This window comes from Methylobacterium cerastii, assembly GCF_022179125.1.
GTDB classification, from domain to species: domain Bacteria; phylum Pseudomonadota; class Alphaproteobacteria; order Rhizobiales; family Beijerinckiaceae; genus Methylobacterium; species Methylobacterium cerastii.
Map to the genome: position 1 here is coordinate 165,387 of NZ_BPQG01000007.1, position 19,129 is coordinate 184,515.

The 19,129-nt window shown below is 69.9% G+C and carries 18 protein-coding genes; 6 read left to right on the top strand and 12 right to left on the bottom strand.

The window, feature by feature from the left end; genetic code table 11:
- Positions 1–192: 192 nt before the first annotated feature.
- From madL to MFF13_RS04270, 3 genes are read left to right on the top strand one after another with little or no spacing between them, the layout of a single operon-like run.
- Complete coding sequence (gene madL, locus MFF13_RS04260; protein WP_147828368.1) at positions 193–651, top strand: malonate transporter subunit MadL; 459 nt, start codon at positions 193–195, stop codon at positions 649–651.
- A 5-nt stretch (positions 652–656) separates the two neighbouring features.
- Entirely contained in the window at positions 657–1,421 is a 765-nt protein-coding gene (gene madM / locus MFF13_RS04265; protein WP_147828369.1) for a malonate transporter subunit MadM, read from the top strand.
- Between the two features lie 27 nt (positions 1,422–1,448).
- Positions 1,449–2,117: a GntR family transcriptional regulator gene (locus tag MFF13_RS04270; protein WP_147751572.1), complete on the top strand. Its 669-nt coding sequence runs from the start codon at positions 1,449–1,451 to the stop codon at positions 2,115–2,117.
- Positions 2,118–2,132: 15 nt separating this feature from the next.
- Here the strand turns inward: MFF13_RS04270 and MFF13_RS04275 are convergent, their stop codons facing one another.
- Positions 2,133–2,360 (bottom strand): hypothetical protein, encoded by a 228-nt coding sequence (locus MFF13_RS04275; RefSeq protein WP_147828370.1) that lies wholly within the window; start codon positions 2,358–2,360, stop codon positions 2,133–2,135.
- 149 nt (positions 2,361–2,509) lie between these two features.
- Entirely contained in the window at positions 2,510–2,998 is a 489-nt protein-coding gene (gene cynS, locus MFF13_RS04280) for a cyanase (RefSeq protein ID WP_147751574.1), read from the bottom strand.
- Positions 2,999–3,264: 266 nt separating this feature from the next.
- On the opposite strand from cynS, the gene MFF13_RS04285 reads away from it, so the two are divergent.
- The 3 genes from MFF13_RS04285 (at position 3,265) to MFF13_RS04295 (ending at position 7,184) form a co-directional block, all read left to right on the top strand.
- A complete protein-coding gene (locus tag MFF13_RS04285) occupies positions 3,265–5,112 on the top strand; it encodes a sigma 54-interacting transcriptional regulator (protein WP_238271040.1) in 1,848 nt (615 codons plus the stop codon).
- Between the two features lie 72 nt (positions 5,113–5,184).
- Entirely contained in the window at positions 5,185–6,189 is a 1,005-nt protein-coding gene (locus tag MFF13_RS04290) for a tyrosine recombinase XerC (protein ID WP_147763808.1), read from the top strand.
- A gap of 116 nt (positions 6,190–6,305) precedes the next feature.
- Positions 6,306–7,184, top strand: a complete 879-nt coding sequence (locus tag MFF13_RS04295; RefSeq protein ID WP_147751576.1) for a response regulator — start codon at positions 6,306–6,308, stop codon at positions 7,182–7,184.
- A gap of 41 nt (positions 7,185–7,225) precedes the next feature.
- On the opposite strand, the gene lpdA is transcribed toward MFF13_RS04295, so the two are convergent.
- From lpdA to MFF13_RS04345, 10 genes are all read right to left on the bottom strand, one after another.
- Complete coding sequence (gene lpdA / locus MFF13_RS04300; RefSeq protein ID WP_147828372.1) at positions 7,226–8,629, bottom strand: dihydrolipoyl dehydrogenase; 1,404 nt, start codon at positions 8,627–8,629, stop codon at positions 7,226–7,228.
- 75 nt (positions 8,630–8,704) lie between these two features.
- Complete coding sequence (locus MFF13_RS04305) at positions 8,705–9,460, bottom strand: SDR family oxidoreductase (protein WP_238271018.1); 756 nt, start codon at positions 9,458–9,460, stop codon at positions 8,705–8,707.
- Positions 9,457–9,780 carry a pentapeptide repeat-containing protein gene (locus MFF13_RS04310; RefSeq protein WP_147828374.1) on the bottom strand — a complete coding sequence of 108 codons (324 nt, stop codon included), beginning with the start codon at positions 9,778–9,780 and terminating at the stop codon, positions 9,457–9,459. Before MFF13_RS04310 ends, MFF13_RS04305 begins: the two co-directional genes overlap by 4 nt.
- On the bottom strand, positions 9,761–10,171 hold the full coding sequence (locus MFF13_RS04315; RefSeq protein WP_238271020.1) for a hypothetical protein: 411 nt from the start codon (positions 10,169–10,171) through the stop codon (positions 9,761–9,763). Before MFF13_RS04315 ends, MFF13_RS04310 begins: the two co-directional genes overlap by 20 nt.
- 30 nt (positions 10,172–10,201) lie before the next feature.
- Positions 10,202–11,515 (bottom strand): 2-oxoglutarate dehydrogenase complex dihydrolipoyllysine-residue succinyltransferase, encoded by a 1,314-nt coding sequence (gene odhB, locus MFF13_RS04320; protein WP_147828375.1) that lies wholly within the window; start codon positions 11,513–11,515, stop codon positions 10,202–10,204.
- A gap of 86 nt (positions 11,516–11,601) precedes the next feature.
- Positions 11,602–14,601, bottom strand: a complete 3,000-nt coding sequence (locus MFF13_RS04325) for a 2-oxoglutarate dehydrogenase E1 component (protein WP_147751581.1) — start codon at positions 14,599–14,601, stop codon at positions 11,602–11,604.
- Positions 14,602–14,816: 215 nt separating this feature from the next.
- Complete coding sequence (sucD, locus tag MFF13_RS04330; protein WP_147751582.1) at positions 14,817–15,701, bottom strand: succinate--CoA ligase subunit alpha; 885 nt, start codon at positions 15,699–15,701, stop codon at positions 14,817–14,819.
- 6 nt (positions 15,702–15,707) lie between these two features.
- Positions 15,708–16,904, bottom strand: coding sequence for an ADP-forming succinate--CoA ligase subunit beta (gene sucC, locus MFF13_RS04335; protein ID WP_147763815.1), 1,197 nt, complete (start codon positions 16,902–16,904; stop codon positions 15,708–15,710).
- A gap of 139 nt (positions 16,905–17,043) precedes the next feature.
- Positions 17,044–18,006 (bottom strand): malate dehydrogenase, encoded by a 963-nt coding sequence (gene mdh, locus MFF13_RS04340; protein WP_147828377.1) that lies wholly within the window; start codon positions 18,004–18,006, stop codon positions 17,044–17,046.
- A 293-nt stretch (positions 18,007–18,299) separates the two neighbouring features.
- Positions 18,300–18,896, bottom strand: a complete 597-nt coding sequence (locus tag MFF13_RS04345) for a TetR family transcriptional regulator (RefSeq protein ID WP_238271022.1) — start codon at positions 18,894–18,896, stop codon at positions 18,300–18,302.
- Between the last annotated feature and the right edge of the window lie 233 nt (positions 18,897–19,129).

A 19,129-nucleotide genomic window follows, 5' to 3' on the forward strand; every position in this document is an offset into this window, starting at 1 on the left:
CGACCTCGTTCGATCACGTCATCGTATCCCAGATTGCCGAACTGTCAATATTTTGCATACTGGTGGGCAACCGAGACGAATCACGAGATCGGGACGGAGACGCCGGATGCCGCAGCCCGTCGCACCGCAAAACCCCCATTCGTGGGGCTCCGACCCGCCTCCCCGGGGCTTCGAGCCGCGCGGGCCCCGGCCATGATCATCGCCGGGGTCGCCTTGCTCGCCGCCTGCACGCTGGTCGGCGTGTATCTCGGCGACCTCCTCGGGGTCGCGCTCGGGGTGAAGGCCAACGTCGGCGGCGTCGGCATCGCCATGATCCTGCTCATCGCCGCCCGCGTCTGGCTGGTGCGGACCGGCCGCCTGACCAAGAACGTCAAGTTCGGCGTCGAGTTCTGGGGCGGCATGTACATCCCGATCGTCGTCGCCATGGCGGCCCAGCAGAACGTCGTCGCCGCGGTGAGCGGCGGCCCGATCGTGATCATTGCCGCCCTCGGCTCCCTGGCGATCTGCTTCGCTGCGGTCGCGCTGCTGAGCCGCCTCGGCGGCCGCGACGCAGGGAGCCCCGAGGTCGCGCAGGGCGGCGCGATCCTCGGCGGCGACTTCGACGAACGGCCCGCCGACGCCTCGGCGATCTCCGCAAGCCGGAAGGGGTGAGCCGCATGTGGCACGGACTCGAGCACGTCTTCGTCGAGCAGAGCCTGGTCGCGGCCTTCGCGGTCGTCGGGGCGCTGATCCTGGTCTCGAACGTCGCCGCGAAGAAACTGACCAACGGGCGGGTGCACGGCTCGGCCATCGCCATCGTGCTCGGCCTGGCGCTCGCCTACGTCGGCGGCGTGTTCACCGGCGGCAAGAAGGGGCTGGCCGACATCCCGGCGCTCGCCGGGATCGGCCTGATGGGCGGGGCGATGCTGCGCGACTTCGCCATCGTCGCCACCGCCTTCGAGGTGGACGTGGTCGAGGCGCGCCGGGCCGGCCTCGTCGGCGTGCTGGCGCTGGCGCTCGGCACGCTGCTGCCCTTCGTCGTCGGCACGCTGACGGCGGTGGCCTTCGGCTACCACGACGCGGTCTCGATCACGACGATCGGCGCGGGCGCGATCACCTACATCGTCGGCCCGGTCACCGGCGCGGCGCTCGGCGCCGACTCGACGGTGATGGCGCTCTCGATCGCCACCGGCGTGACCAAGGCAGTGGGGGTGATGGTCGGCACGCCGCTCGTCGCCAAGCTGATCGGCCTCGACAACCCGCGCTCGGCCATGGCCTATGGCGGGCTGATGGGCACGGTGAGCGGGGTCGCGGGCGGCCTCGCCGCGACCGACCCCAAGCTCGTGCCCTACGGCGCGCTGACCGCGACCTTCCACACCGGCATCGGGTGCCTCGTCGGCCCCTCGGTGCTGTTCCTCACCGTGCGGGCGATCGTGGGTTGAGACGGCCCCTCACATGACGGGAGATCCATGGACGCGGGCGAGGCCACCGAGGAGCGGACGCTGATCTCCGAGCGCATCCGCGACGCGCTCAGCGACGCCATCGCGGCGGGCGAGCTCGCCGCCGGCACGGTCTTGGACGAGCAGACCCTGGCCGACCGCTTCGGCGCCTCGCGCACTCCCGTGCGGGAGGCCCTGCGTCAGCTCGCCTTCGGCGGCCTGGTGGAGCAGCGACCGCGCCGCGGCATGGTCGTCGCGCGGATGACGCCCGAGCGGATCATGGACATGTTCGAGGCGACAGCCGAGGTCGAGGCCCTGTGCGTGCGGCTCGCGACCTACCGCATGCGCCCGCTCGAGCTCAGCGCCCTGATGGACCTCCACCATCGCTCCGGCGCGGCGGTCGAATCCGGAGACCTCGACGCCTACGACGGCCTGAACCGCCAGTTCCACGAAGGGCTCTACGCCGCCACCCACAACGGGTTCCTCGCCGAGCAGGCGCTGGCGATCCGCACGCGGCTCTCGGCCTTCCGCCGCACCCAGCTCCGCCAGGGCGACCGCATCCGGCATTCCCATGGCGAGCACGGCGCGATCCTCGCCGCGATCGCGGAGGGCGACGGCGAGGCGGCGGCGCGGCGCATGCGGGCGCACATGCTCAACGCCGCCGGTGCGCTCGGACGCTACATCGCCGAACACGCCTGACGGGTGAGACCCGGCTCAGCCGGCGGCGCGGCCCTCGGTGATCCGGCGGAGGTGGTCCAGGATCTCCCGGCGCTGCTCGGCGCGGTCGAGGGTCGCCCAGAGGCGCAGCAGCTCGACGCTCTCGGCGATCCGGTCGCCCTCCTCGCAGCCACCGAAGAACGCCGTCGCCGGGATGCCGAGCGCCGTCGCGAGTTCCTTGAGCACCGAGTTCCCGGGGCGTCCCGTCTCGTCGTCCGCTGTCAACGCGTTCCCCTACGAGTCTTTCGTTCCGGCCGGGAGGCGTCGGCCGGCATCGCCCGGCGCCGACCGCCCGGCAAAGCTTCCACGGAAACCGGCGCTCCCGGCAAGGGGCGATGGTCGGTTCCCGTGACACCGAAGCGGCTGGTGCCGGCTCAGCCTTCCTTGAAGCCGTATTCCGGCACGCCGTCCTCGCTGCCGTAATACTTGTAGGGCAGGAACTTGCCCGACATGCCGAGCTTGACGCGGTCGCCCTTGTTGTTGGCCTCGCGCTCCATGGTCATGTTGAAGTCGATCGCCGACATGATGCCGTCGCCGAACTCCTCCTGGATCAGCTCCTTGAAGGTGGTGCCGTAGACCATCACCAGCTCGTAGAACCGGTAGATCAGCGGGTCGGTCGGCGGCAGCGAGGGGATCGAGCCGCGATAGGGCGCCTCGTTCAACATCCGCTCCTCGGATTCGGTGAGCCCGAACAGGGCGGCGGCCTTGGCGGCCTGCGCCTTCGGCAGCTTCATCTGACCCATGCAGGCGGCGGTGATCAAGATCGGCGACAGGCCGCCGATCTCGTCCTGGATGAACTTCCAGGTCCAGCCCTTGTCGCGCTTGATGTCGAGGAGCTTTTCGGTGAGGTCTTCGCGCTTCATGTCGGACATCCCTCGGGCTTGCAGGATCGGTCTGGCCCGGCGATCGAGCCGGGCCGGCCACGAGCTTGCGCAAGCGATGTGCCAGCCGGACGCCTTCCAAAAAGCTTCGCTGAGACAGAGCTTTGGCCCACGATGGGCAGACCACGAGATTTCGTGTACCATGAAATCTCGTGGCCGTACCACGAGATGTCGTAGCGGGTGCGGTGACCGCCTTGGGTGATGCGACCGACCATCTCGGACCCGTCTTCGAGCAGCACCGCGAGGCGATGCTGGTGATCGAGCCGGAGGCCGACCGGATCGTCGACGCCAACCCCGCTGCAGCCCGGCTGCTCGGCTACGACCGGGCGGCGCTCCGCGCGATCGCGGCGAGCGCGTTGCATCCCGGCCAGCGGACGGCGCTGATCGTGTTCACGGAAGCCGCCTTCGCCAACGGGCAAGGGTGGTCGCAGGCGCTGGAACCGCGCCACGCGGACGGGCGCAGCCTACGCCTGGAATATGCCGGGAGCCCGCTCGCCGGCGACCCCCCGCGGCTGCTCGTGACCCTGTCCGACCTCGAGGCCCGCGGGCGCCGGGTCGTCGACGGGCAGGCCGACGACCACATGCGGGCCGGCGTCGCCGAATGGCAGCGGGTCGAGCGAATCTTCCGCGACATCGAGCGCGAGAACCAGCTGATCCTGCGCGCCGCGGGCGAGGGCATCTACGGCGTCAACGCCGACGGGGCGACCACCTTCGTCAACCCGGCGGCCGAGCGCATGCTCGGCTGGCGCGCCGCCGACCTCGTCGGCAAGGACATGCACGCCACCGTGCACCACACCCATCCCGGCGGCACGCCCTACCCGCACCGCGACTGCCCGATCTACGCGGCCTTCCGCGACGGCGCGGTGCACCAGGTCGAGGACGAGGTGTTCTGGCGGCGCGACGGCACCGCGTTCCCGGTCTCGTACACTTCGACGCCGATCCGGGACCGCGGGCGGCTGCTCGGCGCCGTCATCGTGTTCCGCGACATCAGCCAGCGGCGCGAGGCCGAGGAGCGGCTGCGCAGCGCGCTGGCCGAGGTCGACTCCCTGCGCGAGCGGCTGGAGCTGGAGAACGCCTACCTCAAGGAGGAGATCCGGCAGGAGCGGCACCACCAGGGCATCATCGGCCGCTCGCCGGCCATCGCGGCGACGCTGCGGCAGGTCGACCTCGTGGCCGGCACCGACGCCACCGTGCTCGTCACCGGGGAATCCGGCACCGGCAAGGAGTTGATCGCGCGGGCGATCCACGAAGCCAGCCGCCGACGCGACCGGCCGATGATCCGCGTGAACTGCGCCGCCGTGCCGCGCGAGCTGTTCGAGAGCGAGTTCTTCGGCCATGCCCGAGGCGCCTTCACCGGCGCCCTCCGGGACCGCGTCGGGCGCTTCGAGCTCGCCGACGGCGGCACGCTGTTCCTCGACGAGGTCGGCGAGATCCCCCTCGACCTCCAGGGCAAGCTGCTTCGGGTGCTGCAGGAGCGCTCGTTCGAGCGCGTCGGCGAGGCGCGCACCCGCGCCGTCGACGTCCGCCTCGTCGCCGCCACCAACCGCGACCTGCGCGAGGAGGTGCGCCGGGGGCGGTTCCGCGAGGACCTGTACTTCCGCCTCAACGTCTTTCCCCTAGCCGCGAGCCCGCTGCGCGAGCGGCCGGAGGACATCGCGTCGATCGCCCAGCACTTCCTCAAGGGCGCCGCCCGCCGCCTCAACATCCCCGAGCCGCGCCTGACCGAGGGCGACGCCCGCCGCCTCGCCCGCTACGCCTGGCCCGGCAACGTGCGCGAGCTGGAGAACGTGATCGAGCGCGCGGCCATCCTGGCGGTGCGCGGCCGCCTGCGCTTCGACCTGCCGGAGACCGAGCCGCCGCGCCGGGCCGACGCGGCGGCACCCACCCTCCCCGCCGACCGGCCGCCGACGGAGGCCGACCGCCGGGCCCGCGACCGCGCCGAGATCGCCGCCGCCCTGGCGCTGACCGGCGGCAAGGTGTTCGGCCCGGGCGGCGCCGCCGAACTGTTGGGCCTGCGCCCGACGACCCTGGCCTCGCGGATCAAGGCCATGAGAATCAAAGAGACCGGACTGAAGGAGACCGGGAACGGCCGTTAACCGCCCCGCAACCGCGGCCGCGTCCAGTGGCGAGCTGCGTTCGAAGCGGGCGCGTGTCGCGAGGAAGACCGGATGCCCACCTCAGCCGCGACGGACGCCGCCCTCTTCGCGATGCCGGGCGACGCCGCCCTGCGCGACGCCGCCCACGCCTGGAGCCGCAGCCTCGCGGCCGAGCGGCGGATGTCCGACAACACGGTCGAGGCCTACGAGCGCGACCTGCGCCAGTTCCTGCACCACCTCGACGCCCGCGCCGGCACGCCGACCATCGCCGCGATCGTCGCGCTGAAGCCGCGCGACGTCCGCGCCTTCATGGCCGCGCGCCGGGCCGACGACGTCGGCGGGCGCTCGCTGATGCGGGCGCTGGCGGGCCTGCGCTCCTTCGCCAAGTACCTGGAGCGCGAGGGCCACGGCACCGTGGCGGCGCTCGGCGCCGTACGCTCGCCCAAGGTCGAACGACGCCTGCCGCGGCCGCTGCCGGTGGCCGCCGCCCGCGCGCTGACCGAGGCATCCCTGCGGGCCGACGAGGATCGCGAGCCCTGGATCCTGATGCGCGACGCGGCGGTGCTGGCGCTGCTCTACGGTGCGGGCCTGCGCATCTCGGAGGCGCTCGGGCTGACGCGCCGGGATGCGCCGGTGCCCGGCATCGATGCGGTGACGGTGCTCGGCAAGGGGGCGAAGCAACGGATGGTGCCGGTGCTGCCGGTGGTGGCCGAGGCGGTGGCGGCCTACCTCGCCGCCTGCCCGCACCCGCTGCCGGGCGACGGCCCGCTCTTCGTCGGAGCCCGGGGCGGTCCGCTCTCACCGCGGATCATCCAGTACGTCGTCGCCCGGGCGCGCGGCGGCCTCGGGCTCCCCGACAGCGCGACGCCGCACGCCCTGCGACATTCCTTCGCGACCCATCTCCTGGCGCGCCAGGGCGAGCTTCGGGCGATCCAAGAGTTGCTCGGCCATGCCTCGCTCTCGACGACGCAGCTCTACACCAAGGTCGACGCGGCCAGGCTGATGAGCGCCTTCGACGCGACCCACCCGCGCGCAGGCCGACACCCGCCACGGAGGACCGCGCAAGACTTGATTTAAGTTACAAACGCCTTTTAGTGCGGTCGAAAGACCAGCTGCCTATTCCTCGGACAATTAAGCTTGCCGAGAGGATTACACTCTACGCTTGTGCGATCGTGACGGGACAGGCGAGAACCATGGCGGACGGACACGCCGGAATAGGAGAGGCGACGCGGGCGCTGCAGGCCGGCGCCGTGCTCATCGCCGACCGCGACGCCCGTCGCCGGGCCGAACTCGCGGCTGTGGTGGCGCGCTTCAATCCCGGAGCCACGGTCGTCGAGACGGACTCGGGCGAAACGCTGATCGAGCTCGCCCTCGCTCACAAGCCGGCCCTGGCCTTCGTTGGCCTTCAGCTCGAAGGCTTGAGCGGCCCGGAGGCGGTGGCGGTGGCGCGCAAGCGCGGCGCGGCCCTGCCCTGCCTCGTGCTGATCGCCGCCCGCGTCTTCGCACAGTGGCAGGAACTCGCGGTGTCGCTCGGCGCCTACGAGGTGCTGAAGGTGCCCCTCGACACCGACCACATCGAGAGCCTGCTGCACGCCGACGCCCGGCGCCGGCAGTCGACGCGCATCCTTCTCGCCTCCTCGTCGGATGCGGCGCGTGCGGCGATCGGACGGGTGCTCGGGCGCAGCGGCTTCGCCCTGGAGATCGACGAGACGGATTGCGGCCGCCACGCGTTCAAGCTCCTCAAGAGCGACGCCTACCCCCTCGCCTTCGTCGACGTGAAGCTCGGCGGCATCGACGGCCTCGAGCTCGCTTGCCAAGTGCAGCCGCTGGGCCTTTCGACCCATCTCACCGTGCTCACCACCGGCGATCCCGAGCCGATCGCCCAGGCGGCGCGCTACTTCGGCGCCGCCTTCGTGCTGCGGATGCCGTTCCACGCCCGCGACATCGACCTCGCGCTCCATCACGCGTTCGGCCTGCGGCGGCCGTACCTGCTGAACGCGATCACCGCTCCGCCGGCCCCGACCGCTCTGTTGCGCATCGCCGCCCTCGCCCCGCACCGCCGCTCGGCCTGAGCGGAGGGCAGGGACAAACAGGAGGCGCGGCTGCGCGATCCTCAGACGTGGATCGCGCGCTTGCCGACCGCGAGCGCGGCTTCCTTCACCGCTTCCGTCAGGGTCGGGTGGGCGTGGCAGGTGCGGGCGATGTCCTCGGCCGAGGCCCCGAACTCCATCGCCACCGCCACCTCGGCGATGAGGTTGCCGGCGTCGGCGCCGACGATGTGGACGCCGAGCACCCGGTCGCTCGCGGCATCCGCCAGCACCTTCACGAAGCCCTCGGTGGTGCCGTTGGCCTTGGCCCGGCCGTTGGCCGTGAACGGGAACTTGCCGCTGTTGTAGGCGATCCCGTCCTTCTTCAGCTCCTCCTCGGTCTTCCCCACCGAGGCGACCTCCGGGTAGGTGTAGACCACATTCGGGATCACCGCGTAGTTCACGTGGCCCGACTGGCCCGCCAGGATCTCGGCCACCGCGACGCCCTCGTCCTCGGCCTTGTGGGCGAGCATCGGCCCGGCGATCACGTCGCCGATGGCGTAGATGCCGGTGACGTTGGTGGCGTAGTGGCTGTCGGTCTCGATCCGGCCCTTGTTGTCGAGGCGGACGCCGACCCCGTCGAGGCCGAGCCCCTCGGTGTAGGGCACGCGGCCGATGGCCACGAGCACCACGTCGGCCTGGATCGTCTCGGCCGCTCCGCCCGCCGCCGGCTCGACGGTGACCGTGGCGGCGCCGTCAGCCACCGCGACGCCGGTGACCTTGGTCGAGAGCTTGAAGGCGATGCCCTGCTTGGCCATGATCCGCTGGAACTGCTTGCCGACCTCGCCGTCCATCCCCGGCAGCACGCGGTCGAGGTACTCGACCACGGTGACCTCGGCGCCGAGCCGACGCCAGACCGAGCCGAGCTCGAGCCCGATCACGCCGGCGCCGATCACCAGGAGCCGCTTCGGCACGGCCGCGAGTTCGAGCGCGCCGGTGGAGGAGACCACGATCGTCTCGTCGATCTCGACGCCGGGCAGGCGCGTCACGTCCGAGCCGGTGGCGATGACGATGTTCTTGGTCTCCAGCATCTGGTTGCCGCCGTCCTCGGACGTGACCTCGACGCGGCCTGCGCCGGCGATCTTGGCGGTGCCGTGGAAGGTCTCGACCTTGTTCTTCTTCAGGAGGAACTCGACGCCCTTGGTGTTGCCGGCGACGCCCTCGGCCTTGAAGCCCTGCATCTTGGCCAGGTCGAGCTTGACCGTGCCGACGTCGATGCCGAGGTCGGGGAAATGCTTCGTCGCCTCCTCGAAGGCCTCGGAGGCGTGCAGCAGCGCCTTCGACGGGATGCAGCCGACGTTGAGGCAGGTGCCGCCATGGGTCGCGCGCTTCTCGACGACGGCGGTGCGCAGGCCGAGCTGCGCGGCGCGGATGGCGCAGACATAGCCGCCGGGGCCGGTGCCGATGACGACGAGATCGTAGGTGCTCATGGGTCTGTTCGTTCCTGCATTCGCGTGCGGCGACCGCCGGGGCGGGTCGCTGCTGGATTCATTCGTTCGTCGGCGTCACCGGCCGCCCGAGACGTCGAGGATGGCGCCGGTGGTGTAGGCCGCCTCGTCGGAGAGCAGCCAGAGCACCGGGGCGGCGACTTCGTCGGCGGTGCCGGCGCGCTTCATCGGCACGCCCGGCCCCATCACGGCGGCCTTGTCGGGCGTGCCGCCGCTGGCATGGATCTCGGTGTCGATGATGCCGGGTGCCACCGCGTTCACCCGGATGCCCGCATCCGCCACCTCGCGGGCCAGCCCGATCGTGAAGCTGTCGATCGCCCCCTTCGAGGCGGCGTAGTCCACGAACTGTCCGGCTCCGCCCAGCCGCGCCGCGATCGACGAGACGTTGACGATGGCACCGCCGCGTCCTCCAACCTTCGTCGACATCCGCCGCACCGCCTCGCGGGCGCAGAGGAACGAGCCGACGACGTTGGTCGCCATCATGCGATGGAGGCGGGCTGCACTCATCTCGGACACGGGTGCGGGCAGATCGACCACGCCCGCGTTGTTGACCAGCGCCGTAACGGTCCCGAGACGGTCGGCGGCCTCGAACAGGGCGACGATTTCAGCCTCCTCCGCCACGTCGCAGCGCACCGCGACGGCCTGCCCGCCCTCGGCTTCGATCGCCGCGACCGCCGTCGCGGCGGCCTCCGCGTCGGAGACGTAGCTCAGGCAGACGCGGTAGCCGCGCTTCGCCGCGAGCAGCGACACAGCACGGCCGATGCCGCGACCGCCGCCGGTGACGACCACGACCTTTTTCGCGAGATCCGTCACGAGGCGATATCTGCGGGGGACTCGACCGCATCGCGCAGCCGACTGCAGTCGATGTAGTCCGGCAGCACGGTGCGTGCATCGATCACGGCACTGGCCAGTTGCTCGACCGTGAGGTTCTTCGCACCGGTGAGGTCCGCGCCGCGTAGGATCGTCCCGACCAAGCGGGCACCTTCAAAATTCGATCGGGTAAAACGCGCGTTGCTGGCATCCGCGCCGGAAAGCTCAGCATCGCGAAGGTCGGCGTTGCTGAGATCGGTCTGCCGGATGAAAGCACCGCGCAGATTGCGTATGGGACGATCTCTAGGCGACAGGCTTGTCATCGTCCGCAATCCTCATGCGCAGGGTCGCCATGATGGCTTGAACGTCGACCGGTGGATCCAAGTCCCGATAATCCGCCTGCCGTTCCCGCAAAATCGCTTGCAGCAGTTCGAACACTGGATTGGCTAGGTCGGAAAAGTCTCTTCCTATCTCACGTAAGACGTAGATCGCGGCGAGGCGCACCTCAAGGCGCTCGTCGCCGAGCTGTCCGGCGGCGCGGTTGAACAGCTCCGTCACGTGAGTGCGTCGGGCCAGTTCCGCTTGCGTCGCCGCGGAACTGGCCTGCGCCCGCTCCGGTGTAAGCGTCCACCACGCGAGGATCACGCCACCGAAGGCCGCAAGCGCAAGGCCGACGTTCCGGACGATCTTCGAAACGAGGATCCAAGTTTGCATCCGGCCGCGTCCAGAAGCCTACGCCTCCGTTCACAGGTCCAGGACGAGCCGCGCCGGATCCTCCAGCGCCTCCTTCACCCGCACCAGGAAGGTCACCGCCTCCTTCCCGTCGACGATGCGGTGGTCGTAGGAGAGGGCGAGGTACATCATCGGCCGCGCCTCGATCTTGCCGTTGCGGACCACCGGGCGCTCCTCGATGCGGTGCATCCCGAGGATGCCCGATTGCGGCGCGTTGAGGATCGGGGTCGACATCAGCGAGCCGTAGATGCCGCCGTTGGTGATGGTGAAGGTGCCGCCCTGCATCTCGTCGATGGAGAGCTTGCCGTCGCGGGCCTTCTTGCCGAAGCCCGAGATCGTCTTCTCGATGCCGGCGATCGACAGGTCGTCGGCGTTGCGCACCACCGGCACCACGAGGCCCTTGTCGGTCCCGACGGCGATGCCGATGTGGTAGTAGTTCTTGTAGACGAGGTCCGGCCCGTCGATCTCGGCGTTGACCGCCGGCACGTCCTTGAGCGCGCCGATCACCGCCTTGGTGAAGAAGCCCATGAAGCCGAGCTTCGTGCCGTGCTTCTTCTCGAAGATGTCCTTGTACTGGCTCCGCATCGCCATCACGGCCGACATGTCCACGTCGTTGAACGTGGTCAGCATCGCGGCGGTGTCCTGCGCGTCCTTGAGACGGCGGGCGATGGTCTGACGGAGCTTCGTCATCCGCACGCGCTCCTCGCGGGCGGCGTCGTCCGGCTTCGAGGCCGGGCGCGGCGGCGTCGGGCGCGCCTCCTTGGCCGGGGCGGGGGCCGCCTGCGCGGGGCCCTTCGATGACTGGTCGCCCTTCGCGATCGCGCCGAGCATGTCGCCCTTGGTGACGCGGCCGTCCTTGCCGCTGCCGTTCACGCTCGCCGGATCGATGCCGGATTCGCGGGACAGCTTGCCCACCGCCGGACCGTTGTCGTCGGCCGAGCGGGCGGCCGGGGGCGCCGCGTCGCCGTGGTTGCCGTAGCCGGCGGCCGACTCCTTGGCCGGCGCCGCCTCGACCGCCTTCGCGTCGGGGGCGGACGCCTTCGCTGCCTCGGTGTCCTTCTTCGGCGCGGGCTTGGCGGCCCCGCCGCTCGCCTCGACGATCGAGCCGAGGAGCGCGCCCGGCTCCACCGTCTCGCCGTCCTTGACCAGGATCTCGCCGAGCTCGCCGGCGGCCGGGGCGTTGACCTCGAGGGTCACCTTGTCGGTCTCGAGCTCGACCAGGGGCTCGTCGGCCGCGACCGTGTCGCCCGGCTTCTTGAACCAGCGGCCGATGGTGGCCTCGCTGACGGATTCGCCGAGCGTCGGGACGAGGATGTCGGTTGCCATGTTTCTCACGCCGGATCGGTTGGGCCGTACCGGACGGCCGGGATAGGGTGCGGCGGCCCATCAGGAGCCGCCGCGTCGTCGAAAGGTCAGACCGCGAGGGCCTCGTTGAGGAAGGCCTGGAGCTGCGCCTGGTGCTTCGACATCTGCCCGACGGCGGTCGAGGCGGAGGCCGGGCGGCCGACGTAGCGGGCGCGCTTCACCGCGGAGCCGGCCTGGCCGAGCACCCATTCGAGGTAGGGCTCGACGAAGGCCCAGGCGCCCATATTCTTGGGCTCCTCCTGGCACCACACCACCTCGGCGTTGCGGAAGCGGCCCATCTCGTTCGCCAGCGCCTTGAGCGGGAACGGGTAGAGCTGCTCGACGCGCAGCAGGTAGACGTCGTTGACGCCGCGCTTCTCGCGCTCCTCGAACAGGTCGTAGTAGACCTTGCCCGAGCACAGCACGACGCGGCGGACCTTGTCGTCGCGCACCAGCTTGACGCCGCCCTCCTCGTGCTCGGCGTCGTCCCAGAGGATGCGGTGGAAGGTCGAGCCCTCCGCCAGCATGTCGAGGCTCGACACCGCCCGCTTGTGGCGCAGCAGCGACTTCGGGGTCATCAGCACCAGCGGCTTGCGGAAGTCGCGCTTCAGCTGGCGCCGCAGGATGTGGAAGTAGTTCGCCGGCGTGGTGCAGTTGGCGACCTGCATGTTGTCCTCGGCGCAGGACTGCAGGTAGCGCTCCAGGCGCGCGGACGAGTGCTCCGGGCCCTGGCCCTCGTAGCCGTGCGGCAGCAGCATCACGAGGCCGGACATGCGCAGCCACTTACGCTCGCCGGACGCGATGAACTGGTCGATGACCACCTGCGCACCGTTGGCGAAGTCGCCGAACTGCGCCTCCCACAACACGAGGGCGTTCGGTTCGGCCGCCGAGTAGCCGTACTCGAAGCCGAGCACCGCCTCCTCGGAGAGCATCGAGTTGATGACCTCCAGCGGCGCCTGGCCCTCGCGGATCGCGTTCAGCGGCGTGAAGCGCTGCTCGTTCTCCTGGTCGATCACCACGGCGTGGCGCTGCGAGAAGGTGCCGCGCTCGACGTCCTGGCCCGAGAGCCGGACGCGGTTGCCGTCGAGCATGGTCGCGCCGAAGGCCAGCGCTTCCGCCGTCGCCCAGTCGATGCCGACGCCGGTCTCCACCGCCTTGGCGCGGTTGTCCATGAAGCGCTGGATCGTCCGGTGCAGGTGGAAGCCGGGGGGCGCCTGGGTGATCTTGCCCGCGATCTCGCGCAGGGTCTCGGCCGGCACGCCGGTGCGGCCGCGGCGCGGGTCGTCCACGTCCTCGTGCACGGCCTTGAAGCCGGACCAGCGCCCGTCGAGCCAGTCGGCCTTGTTGGCCTTGTAGGTGCCGGCGACCTCGAGTTCGGCGTCGAGGATCGCCCGGAACTCGGCCTTGCGGGCGTCGTAGGCCTCCTGGCTCAGGGTGCCGTTCTCGATCAGCTTGCGGGCGTAGCTCTCCAGCACCGAGGTGTGCTTGCGGATGCGCTGGTACATCTTCGGCTGGGTGAAGGCCGGCTCGTCGCCCTCGTTGTGGCCGAAGCGGCGGTAGCACAGCATGTCGATCACGACCGGCTTGCCGAACTTCTGGCGGTACTCGACGGCGACCTTGGTGGCGAAGGTCACGGCCTCGGGGTCGTCGCCGTTACAATGGAAGATCGGCGCCTCGACCATCTTCGCCACGTCGGACGGGTAGGGCGACGAACGCGAAAAGCGCGGATCGGTGGTGAAGCCGATCTGGTTGTTGATGATGAAGTGGATCGAACCGCCGGTGCGGTGGCCCTTCAGGCCCGAGAGCCCGAGGCACTCCGCGACCACGCCCTGGCCGGCGAAGGCCGCGTCGCCGTGGATCAGCAGCGGCATCACGCTGGCGCGCACCACGTTGGGCTTGGCGCGCTGGTCCTGCTTCGCGCGGACCTTGCCGAGCACGACGGGATCGACGATCTCGAGGTGCGACGGGTTGGCGGTGAGCGACAGGTGGACGTTGTTGCCGTCGAAGGCGCGGTCGGACGAGGCACCGAGATGGTACTTCACGTCGCCCGAACCCTCGACCTCGGCCGGCGAGGCCGAGCCGCCCTTGAACTCGTTGAACACCGCCCGGAAGGGCTTCGCCATCACGTTGGTGAGCACGTTGAGGCGGCCGCGGTGGGCCATGCCGAGTACGATCTCGCGCACGCCGAGCGCGCCGCCGCGCTTGATGATCTGCTCGAGGGCCGGGATCATCGCCTCAGAGCCGTCGAGGCCGAAGCGCTTGGTGCCGGTGTACTTGAGGTCGAGGAACTTCTCGAAGCCCTCGGCCTCGATCAGCTTGTTGAGGATCGCGCGGCGGCCTTCCGGCGTGAACGAGATCTCCTTGTCCTTGCCCTCGATGCGCTCCTGCAGCCATGCCTTCTCCTCGGGATCGGAGATGTGCATGAACTCGACGCCGAGCGTCTGGCAGTAGGTCCGCTCCAGGATCGCGACGATCTCGCGGATCGTGCCGAATTCCAGCCCGAGCACGTTGTCGAGGAAGATCGGCCGGTCCCAATCGGATTCGAGGAAGCCGTAATGCTGCGGATGCAGCTCCTCGTGGTCGCCGCGGGGCGCGAGGCCGAGCGGATCGAGCTTGGCGTGCAGGTGGCCGCGCATGCGGTACGAGCGGATCAGCATGATCGCGCGGACCGAATCCTTGGTCGCCTGTTCCACCGACACGCCGGTCCGGGTGGTGACCGCGAGGCCGTCGGCGGGCTTGCCGGGCCTCTGCTCGGCCTTCTCCGCGCCCTTGGCGAGGATCTTCTCGCCGACCGCCTTCTCCAGGGTCGCCCAGTTGCCGTCGAGGGCCGAGACGATCTCGCCGTTGGCCGGAACCGGCCAGTTCGGCTTGGTCCACGAGGCGCCGGCGGCGTTCTTCTCGACCAGGGTCTCGTCCTCGCCCAGGCCCTTAAAGAAGGTCTGCCACTCGGGGTCGACCGAGGACGGGTTGCGGGCGTAGGCCGCCTGCAGTTCCTCGATGTAGGCGGCGTTGCCGCCATAGAGGAACGAGGTCTCCAGCAGCGCTTCGTTCACGTCCTGGCGTGCCATCGGCGGGTCATCCTGTCCTTGCGGGCTCTCCGCCGGCGCGCGAGAGCCGCGTCATCGCGCGGGAGGCGCCTCCGCTCGGGGAGACTCGGGCCGCGCTGCGATTCCTTGCAGGCGCGCGAAGCGGCGCCTCGTCGTCCATCATATGGCGTCACGGGCTTGCGTGCGCTGCAACACAGCCGCGCGCGGGGTCATACGCGCGCGGCTGTCACTGGGTTTCAGCCCTTGAGGACCTCGACGAGCGTCGAGCCGAGGCGCGCGGGCGAGGGCGAGACGCGGATGCCCGCGGCCTCCATCGCCGCGATCTTGTCCTCGGCGCCGCCCTTGCCGCCGGAGATGATCGCGCCGGCATGGCCCATGCGGCGGCCCGGAGGCGCGGTGCGGCCGGCGATGAAGCCGACCATCGGCTTCTTGCGGCCGCGCTTGGCCTCGTCGGCCAGGAACTGCGCCGCCTCCTCCTCGGCCGAACCGCCGATCTCGCCGATCATCACGATCGACTTGGTCTTCTCGTCGGCGAGGAACAGTTCCAGCATGGAGATGAACTCGGTGCCCTTCACCGGGTCGCCGCCGATGCCGACCGCCGTGGTCTGGCCGAGGCCCGCGGTCGAGGTCTGGAATACCGCCTCGTAGGTTAGCGTGCCCGAGCGCGAGACGATGCCGACCGAGCCCGGCTTGAAGATGTTGGCCGGCATGATGCCGATCTTCGATTCGCCCGCCGTGACGACGCCGGGGCAGTTCGGCCCGATCAGGCGCGACTTCGAGCCTTCCAACGCGCGCTTGACCCGCACCATGTCGAGCACCGGAATGCCCTCGGTGATGCAGACGATCAGCGGCATCTCCGCCGAGATCGCCTCGCAGATCGCGTCGGCCGCGCCCGGCGGCGGCACGTAGACCACGGACGCGGTCGCGCCGGTGGCCTCGCGGGCCTCGCCGACCGTGTCGAAGACCGGCAGGCCGAGGTGCTTGGACCCGCCTTTGCCCGGCGAGGTACCGCCGACCATCTTGGTTCCGTAGGCCATCGCCTGCTCGGAGTGGAAGGTCCCGTTCTTGCCGGTGAAGCCCTGGCAGATGACCTTGGTGTTCGCGTCGATGAGGATGGACATGGTGCTTCAGCCCTTCTTCACGGCGGCGACGATCTTCTGCGCGGCGTCGTCGAGGTCGTCCGCCGGGATCACGTTGAGGCCGGAGCCGCTGATGATCGCCTTGCCTTCCTCGACGTTGGTGCCCTCGAGGCGCACGACGAGCGGCACCTCCAGGCCCACCGCCTTCACCGCCGCGATCACGCCGCGGGCGATGACGTCGCACTTCATGATGCCGCCGAAGATGTTGACCAGGATGCCCTTCACCTGCGGGTCGGCGGTGATGATCTTGAAGGCCGCGGTGACCTTCTCCTCGGTCGCGCCGCCGCCGACGTCGAGGAAGTTGGCCGGCTCCTCGCCGTAGAGCTTGATGATGTCCAGCGTCGCCATGGCGAGGCCGGCGCCGTTGACCATGCAGCCGATCGTGCCGTCGAGCGCGATGTAGGCGAGGTCGTATTTCGAGGCCTCGATCTCCTTGGCGTCCTCCTCGGTCTCGTCGCGCAGCGCGACGATATCGGGGTGACGGTAGAGCGCGTTCGAATCGAACGAGATCTTGGCGTCGAGGCACTTGAGGTGGCCGTCGCCGGTGAGGACCAGCGGGTTGATCTCGAGCATGCTCATGTCCTTGGCCGTGAAGGCCGCGTAGAGCTTGTTCGTGAGGTCGGCGGCTTCCTTGGCCTGGGGACCCGTGAGGCCGAGCGCCTTGGCGACCGCGCGGCCGTGGTGGGGCATGATGCCGGTGGCCGGATCAACCGAGAAGGTGACGATCTTCTCAGGGGTGTCGTGGGCCACCGTCTCGATGTCCATGCCGCCTTCCGTCGAGACGACGAACGCGACCTGGCCGGTCTCGCGGTCGACCAGCATCGACAGGTAGAACTCGGCCGCGATCTGCGCGCCTTCCTCGATGTAGAGCCGGTTGACCTGCTTGCCGGCCTCGCCGGTCTGGATCGTCACCAGCGTCTGGCCGAGCATCTCGCCGGCGAACTGCTTCACCTCGTCGATCGACTTGGTGACGCGCACGCCGCCCTTGGCGCCGGCCGGCGCCCCCTTGAAGGTGCCCTTGCCGCGGCCGCCCGCGTGGATCTGGCTCTTCACCACCCAGACCGGGCCGCCGAGCTCCTTGGCGGCGGCCTCGGCCTCCTCGGGCTTGAAGATCGCGACGCCCTTGGAGACGGGCAGCCCGAACTCCTTCAGCACCGCCTTGGCTTGGTATTCGTGGATGTTCATCGAAGGACCCTCTCCGTCATTCCGGGGCGCCGGAGGCGAGCCCGGAATCCAGAGCCGCTGTCGCGGCAAACTGGAGCACCACCTGTGGTTCTGGATCCCGGGCTCCGCTTCGCGGCCCCGGGACGACAAACGTCGTGGCTCAGGCGAGCGCGGGATTCACCGTCTTGCAGGCCTCGATCAGCGTGTTCACCGCGCCGACCGACTTGTCGAACATCGCCTTCTCGGCCGCGTCGAAGGTTACCTCCAGCACGCGCTCGACGCCGTTCTCGCCGATCACGACGGGGACGCCGACATACATGCCGGAGATGCCGTACTGGCCGTCGAGGTAGGCGGCGCAGGGCAGCACCCGCTTCTTGTCCTTGAGATAGCTCTCCGCCATCGCGATGGCGGAGGCCGCCGGCGCATAGAAGGCCGAGCCGGTCTTGAGCAGGTTGACGATCTCGCCGCCGCCCTTGCGGGTACGCTCGACCATGGCGTCGAGCTTCTCCTGGGTGGTCCAGCCGAGCTTGACCAGGTCGGTCAGCGGCACGCCGGCCACCGTCGAGTAGCGGGTGAGCGGCACCATGTCGTCGCCGTGGCCGCCGAGCACGAAGGCGGTGACGTCCTCGACCGAGACCTTGAACTCTTCGGCCAGGAAGTGGCGGAAGCGGGCCGAGTCGAGCACGCCGGCCATGCCGACAACCTTGTTCGTCGGGAGCCCGGAGAACTTCTGCAGCGCCCAGACCATGGCGTCGAGCGGGTTGGTGATGCAGATCACGAACGCGTCGGGCGCGTTCTCCTTGATGCCGGTGCCGACGGCCTCCATGACCTTCAGGTTGATCCCGATCAGGTCGTCGCGGCTCATGCCGGGCTTGCGCGGCACGCCGGCGGTGACGATCACCACGTCGGCGCCCTTGATCGCCGAATAGTCGCTCGCGCCGGAATACTTGGCGTCGAAGCCGTCGACGGGCGCCGATTCGGCGATGTCGAGCGCCTTGCCCTGCGGCACGCCGTCGACGATGTCGAACAGCACGACGTCGCCGAGGTCCTTCAGACCGGCGAGGTGCGCCAGCGTTCCGCCGATCTGGCCGGCGCCGATGAGCGCGATCTTGCTGCGTGCCATGTCCGAGACGTCTCCAGCTATGCGTGAAAGGTGAGGCGCGGCCTGCGGGCGGCGCGACGTTCGAAATCCGACTCGAAGCGGCGCCCGATGCGGCGGTTTTTCCTGCGCGGCTGTGTGGCCGAAAAGCACCGCTCCATCAACCCGATGGAGTCGGGCCTAGCAGGGTTCGGGCCAGGAGGGAGACGCGGCGCAAAACGAAAAGCCCTCGAAAAGCCAAGCTTTCCGAGGGCTTTGCGAGCGGAACGATGCCGCCGGCGATGCGCTATGACAGATTCGAAAACCTGTCATTCCGCTCAGAGGATGCCAGCGCGCAGCACCCTTTGGATCGCGTGGATGACCGCACCGAAGCGGGCGTCGACGAGGTCGCGCGGCACCTCGGCGTCGTGCTGAATCGCCAGCGGATGGGTGAAGCGGTAGCTCGCGTCGAAGATGAAGGCGATGGCGCGTTCGCGGTCGCGGGCCGAGAAGGTGCCGGTGGCCATGCCCTCCTCGATCACCCGCTCGACCAGGCTGCGCAGGCGCACCCGATGGCGGCGTGCGATCGGCCGGGCGGCGACGGTGGCGTCGAGGTGGACCGCGAACAGGTTCGGTTCGTCCTGGAGCGCGTCGCGCTGCAGGGCGGCGAGCGCGGTGAGCAGGCGCTCGATCTTGTCGTCGGCCGGGTCCGGCGCGTCGGCGATGCCGGCCAGCCGGGTCTCGATGTCGCGAAGCCAGCGGCCGGCGACGGCGTCGAGCAGGGCGTCCTTCGAGGGGAAGTAGCGGTAGACGTTGGCGTGGGTCATGCCGGCTTCGGCCGCGACCGCGACGACGGTGACGCGCTTGGGCCCGAGCCGAGCCAGGTGTTCGGTGGCGATCCCGAGCAACCGCACGTCGGCGGAGATGGGGGCCACCCGGGAGCGGGCGGCCGCCGGGGTGCGGGCCGGGTTGTCCGGATCGGCCGGAGGTCGGTTCGCCGCGGGCGGCGCCTTGGCGGCCGGCTCGACGGCGGACTGCTCTTCGGAGCGCGGCGTTGAATCCGGCTGGAGGAAGGGAAGCGGAAGGCGTGAGGACGAAAGGTGGTAAGGCGAGACGGACCCCCATCTGACCGAAAGAAGCGTGTTCCCGCTTCTTTCGGTCAGATGGG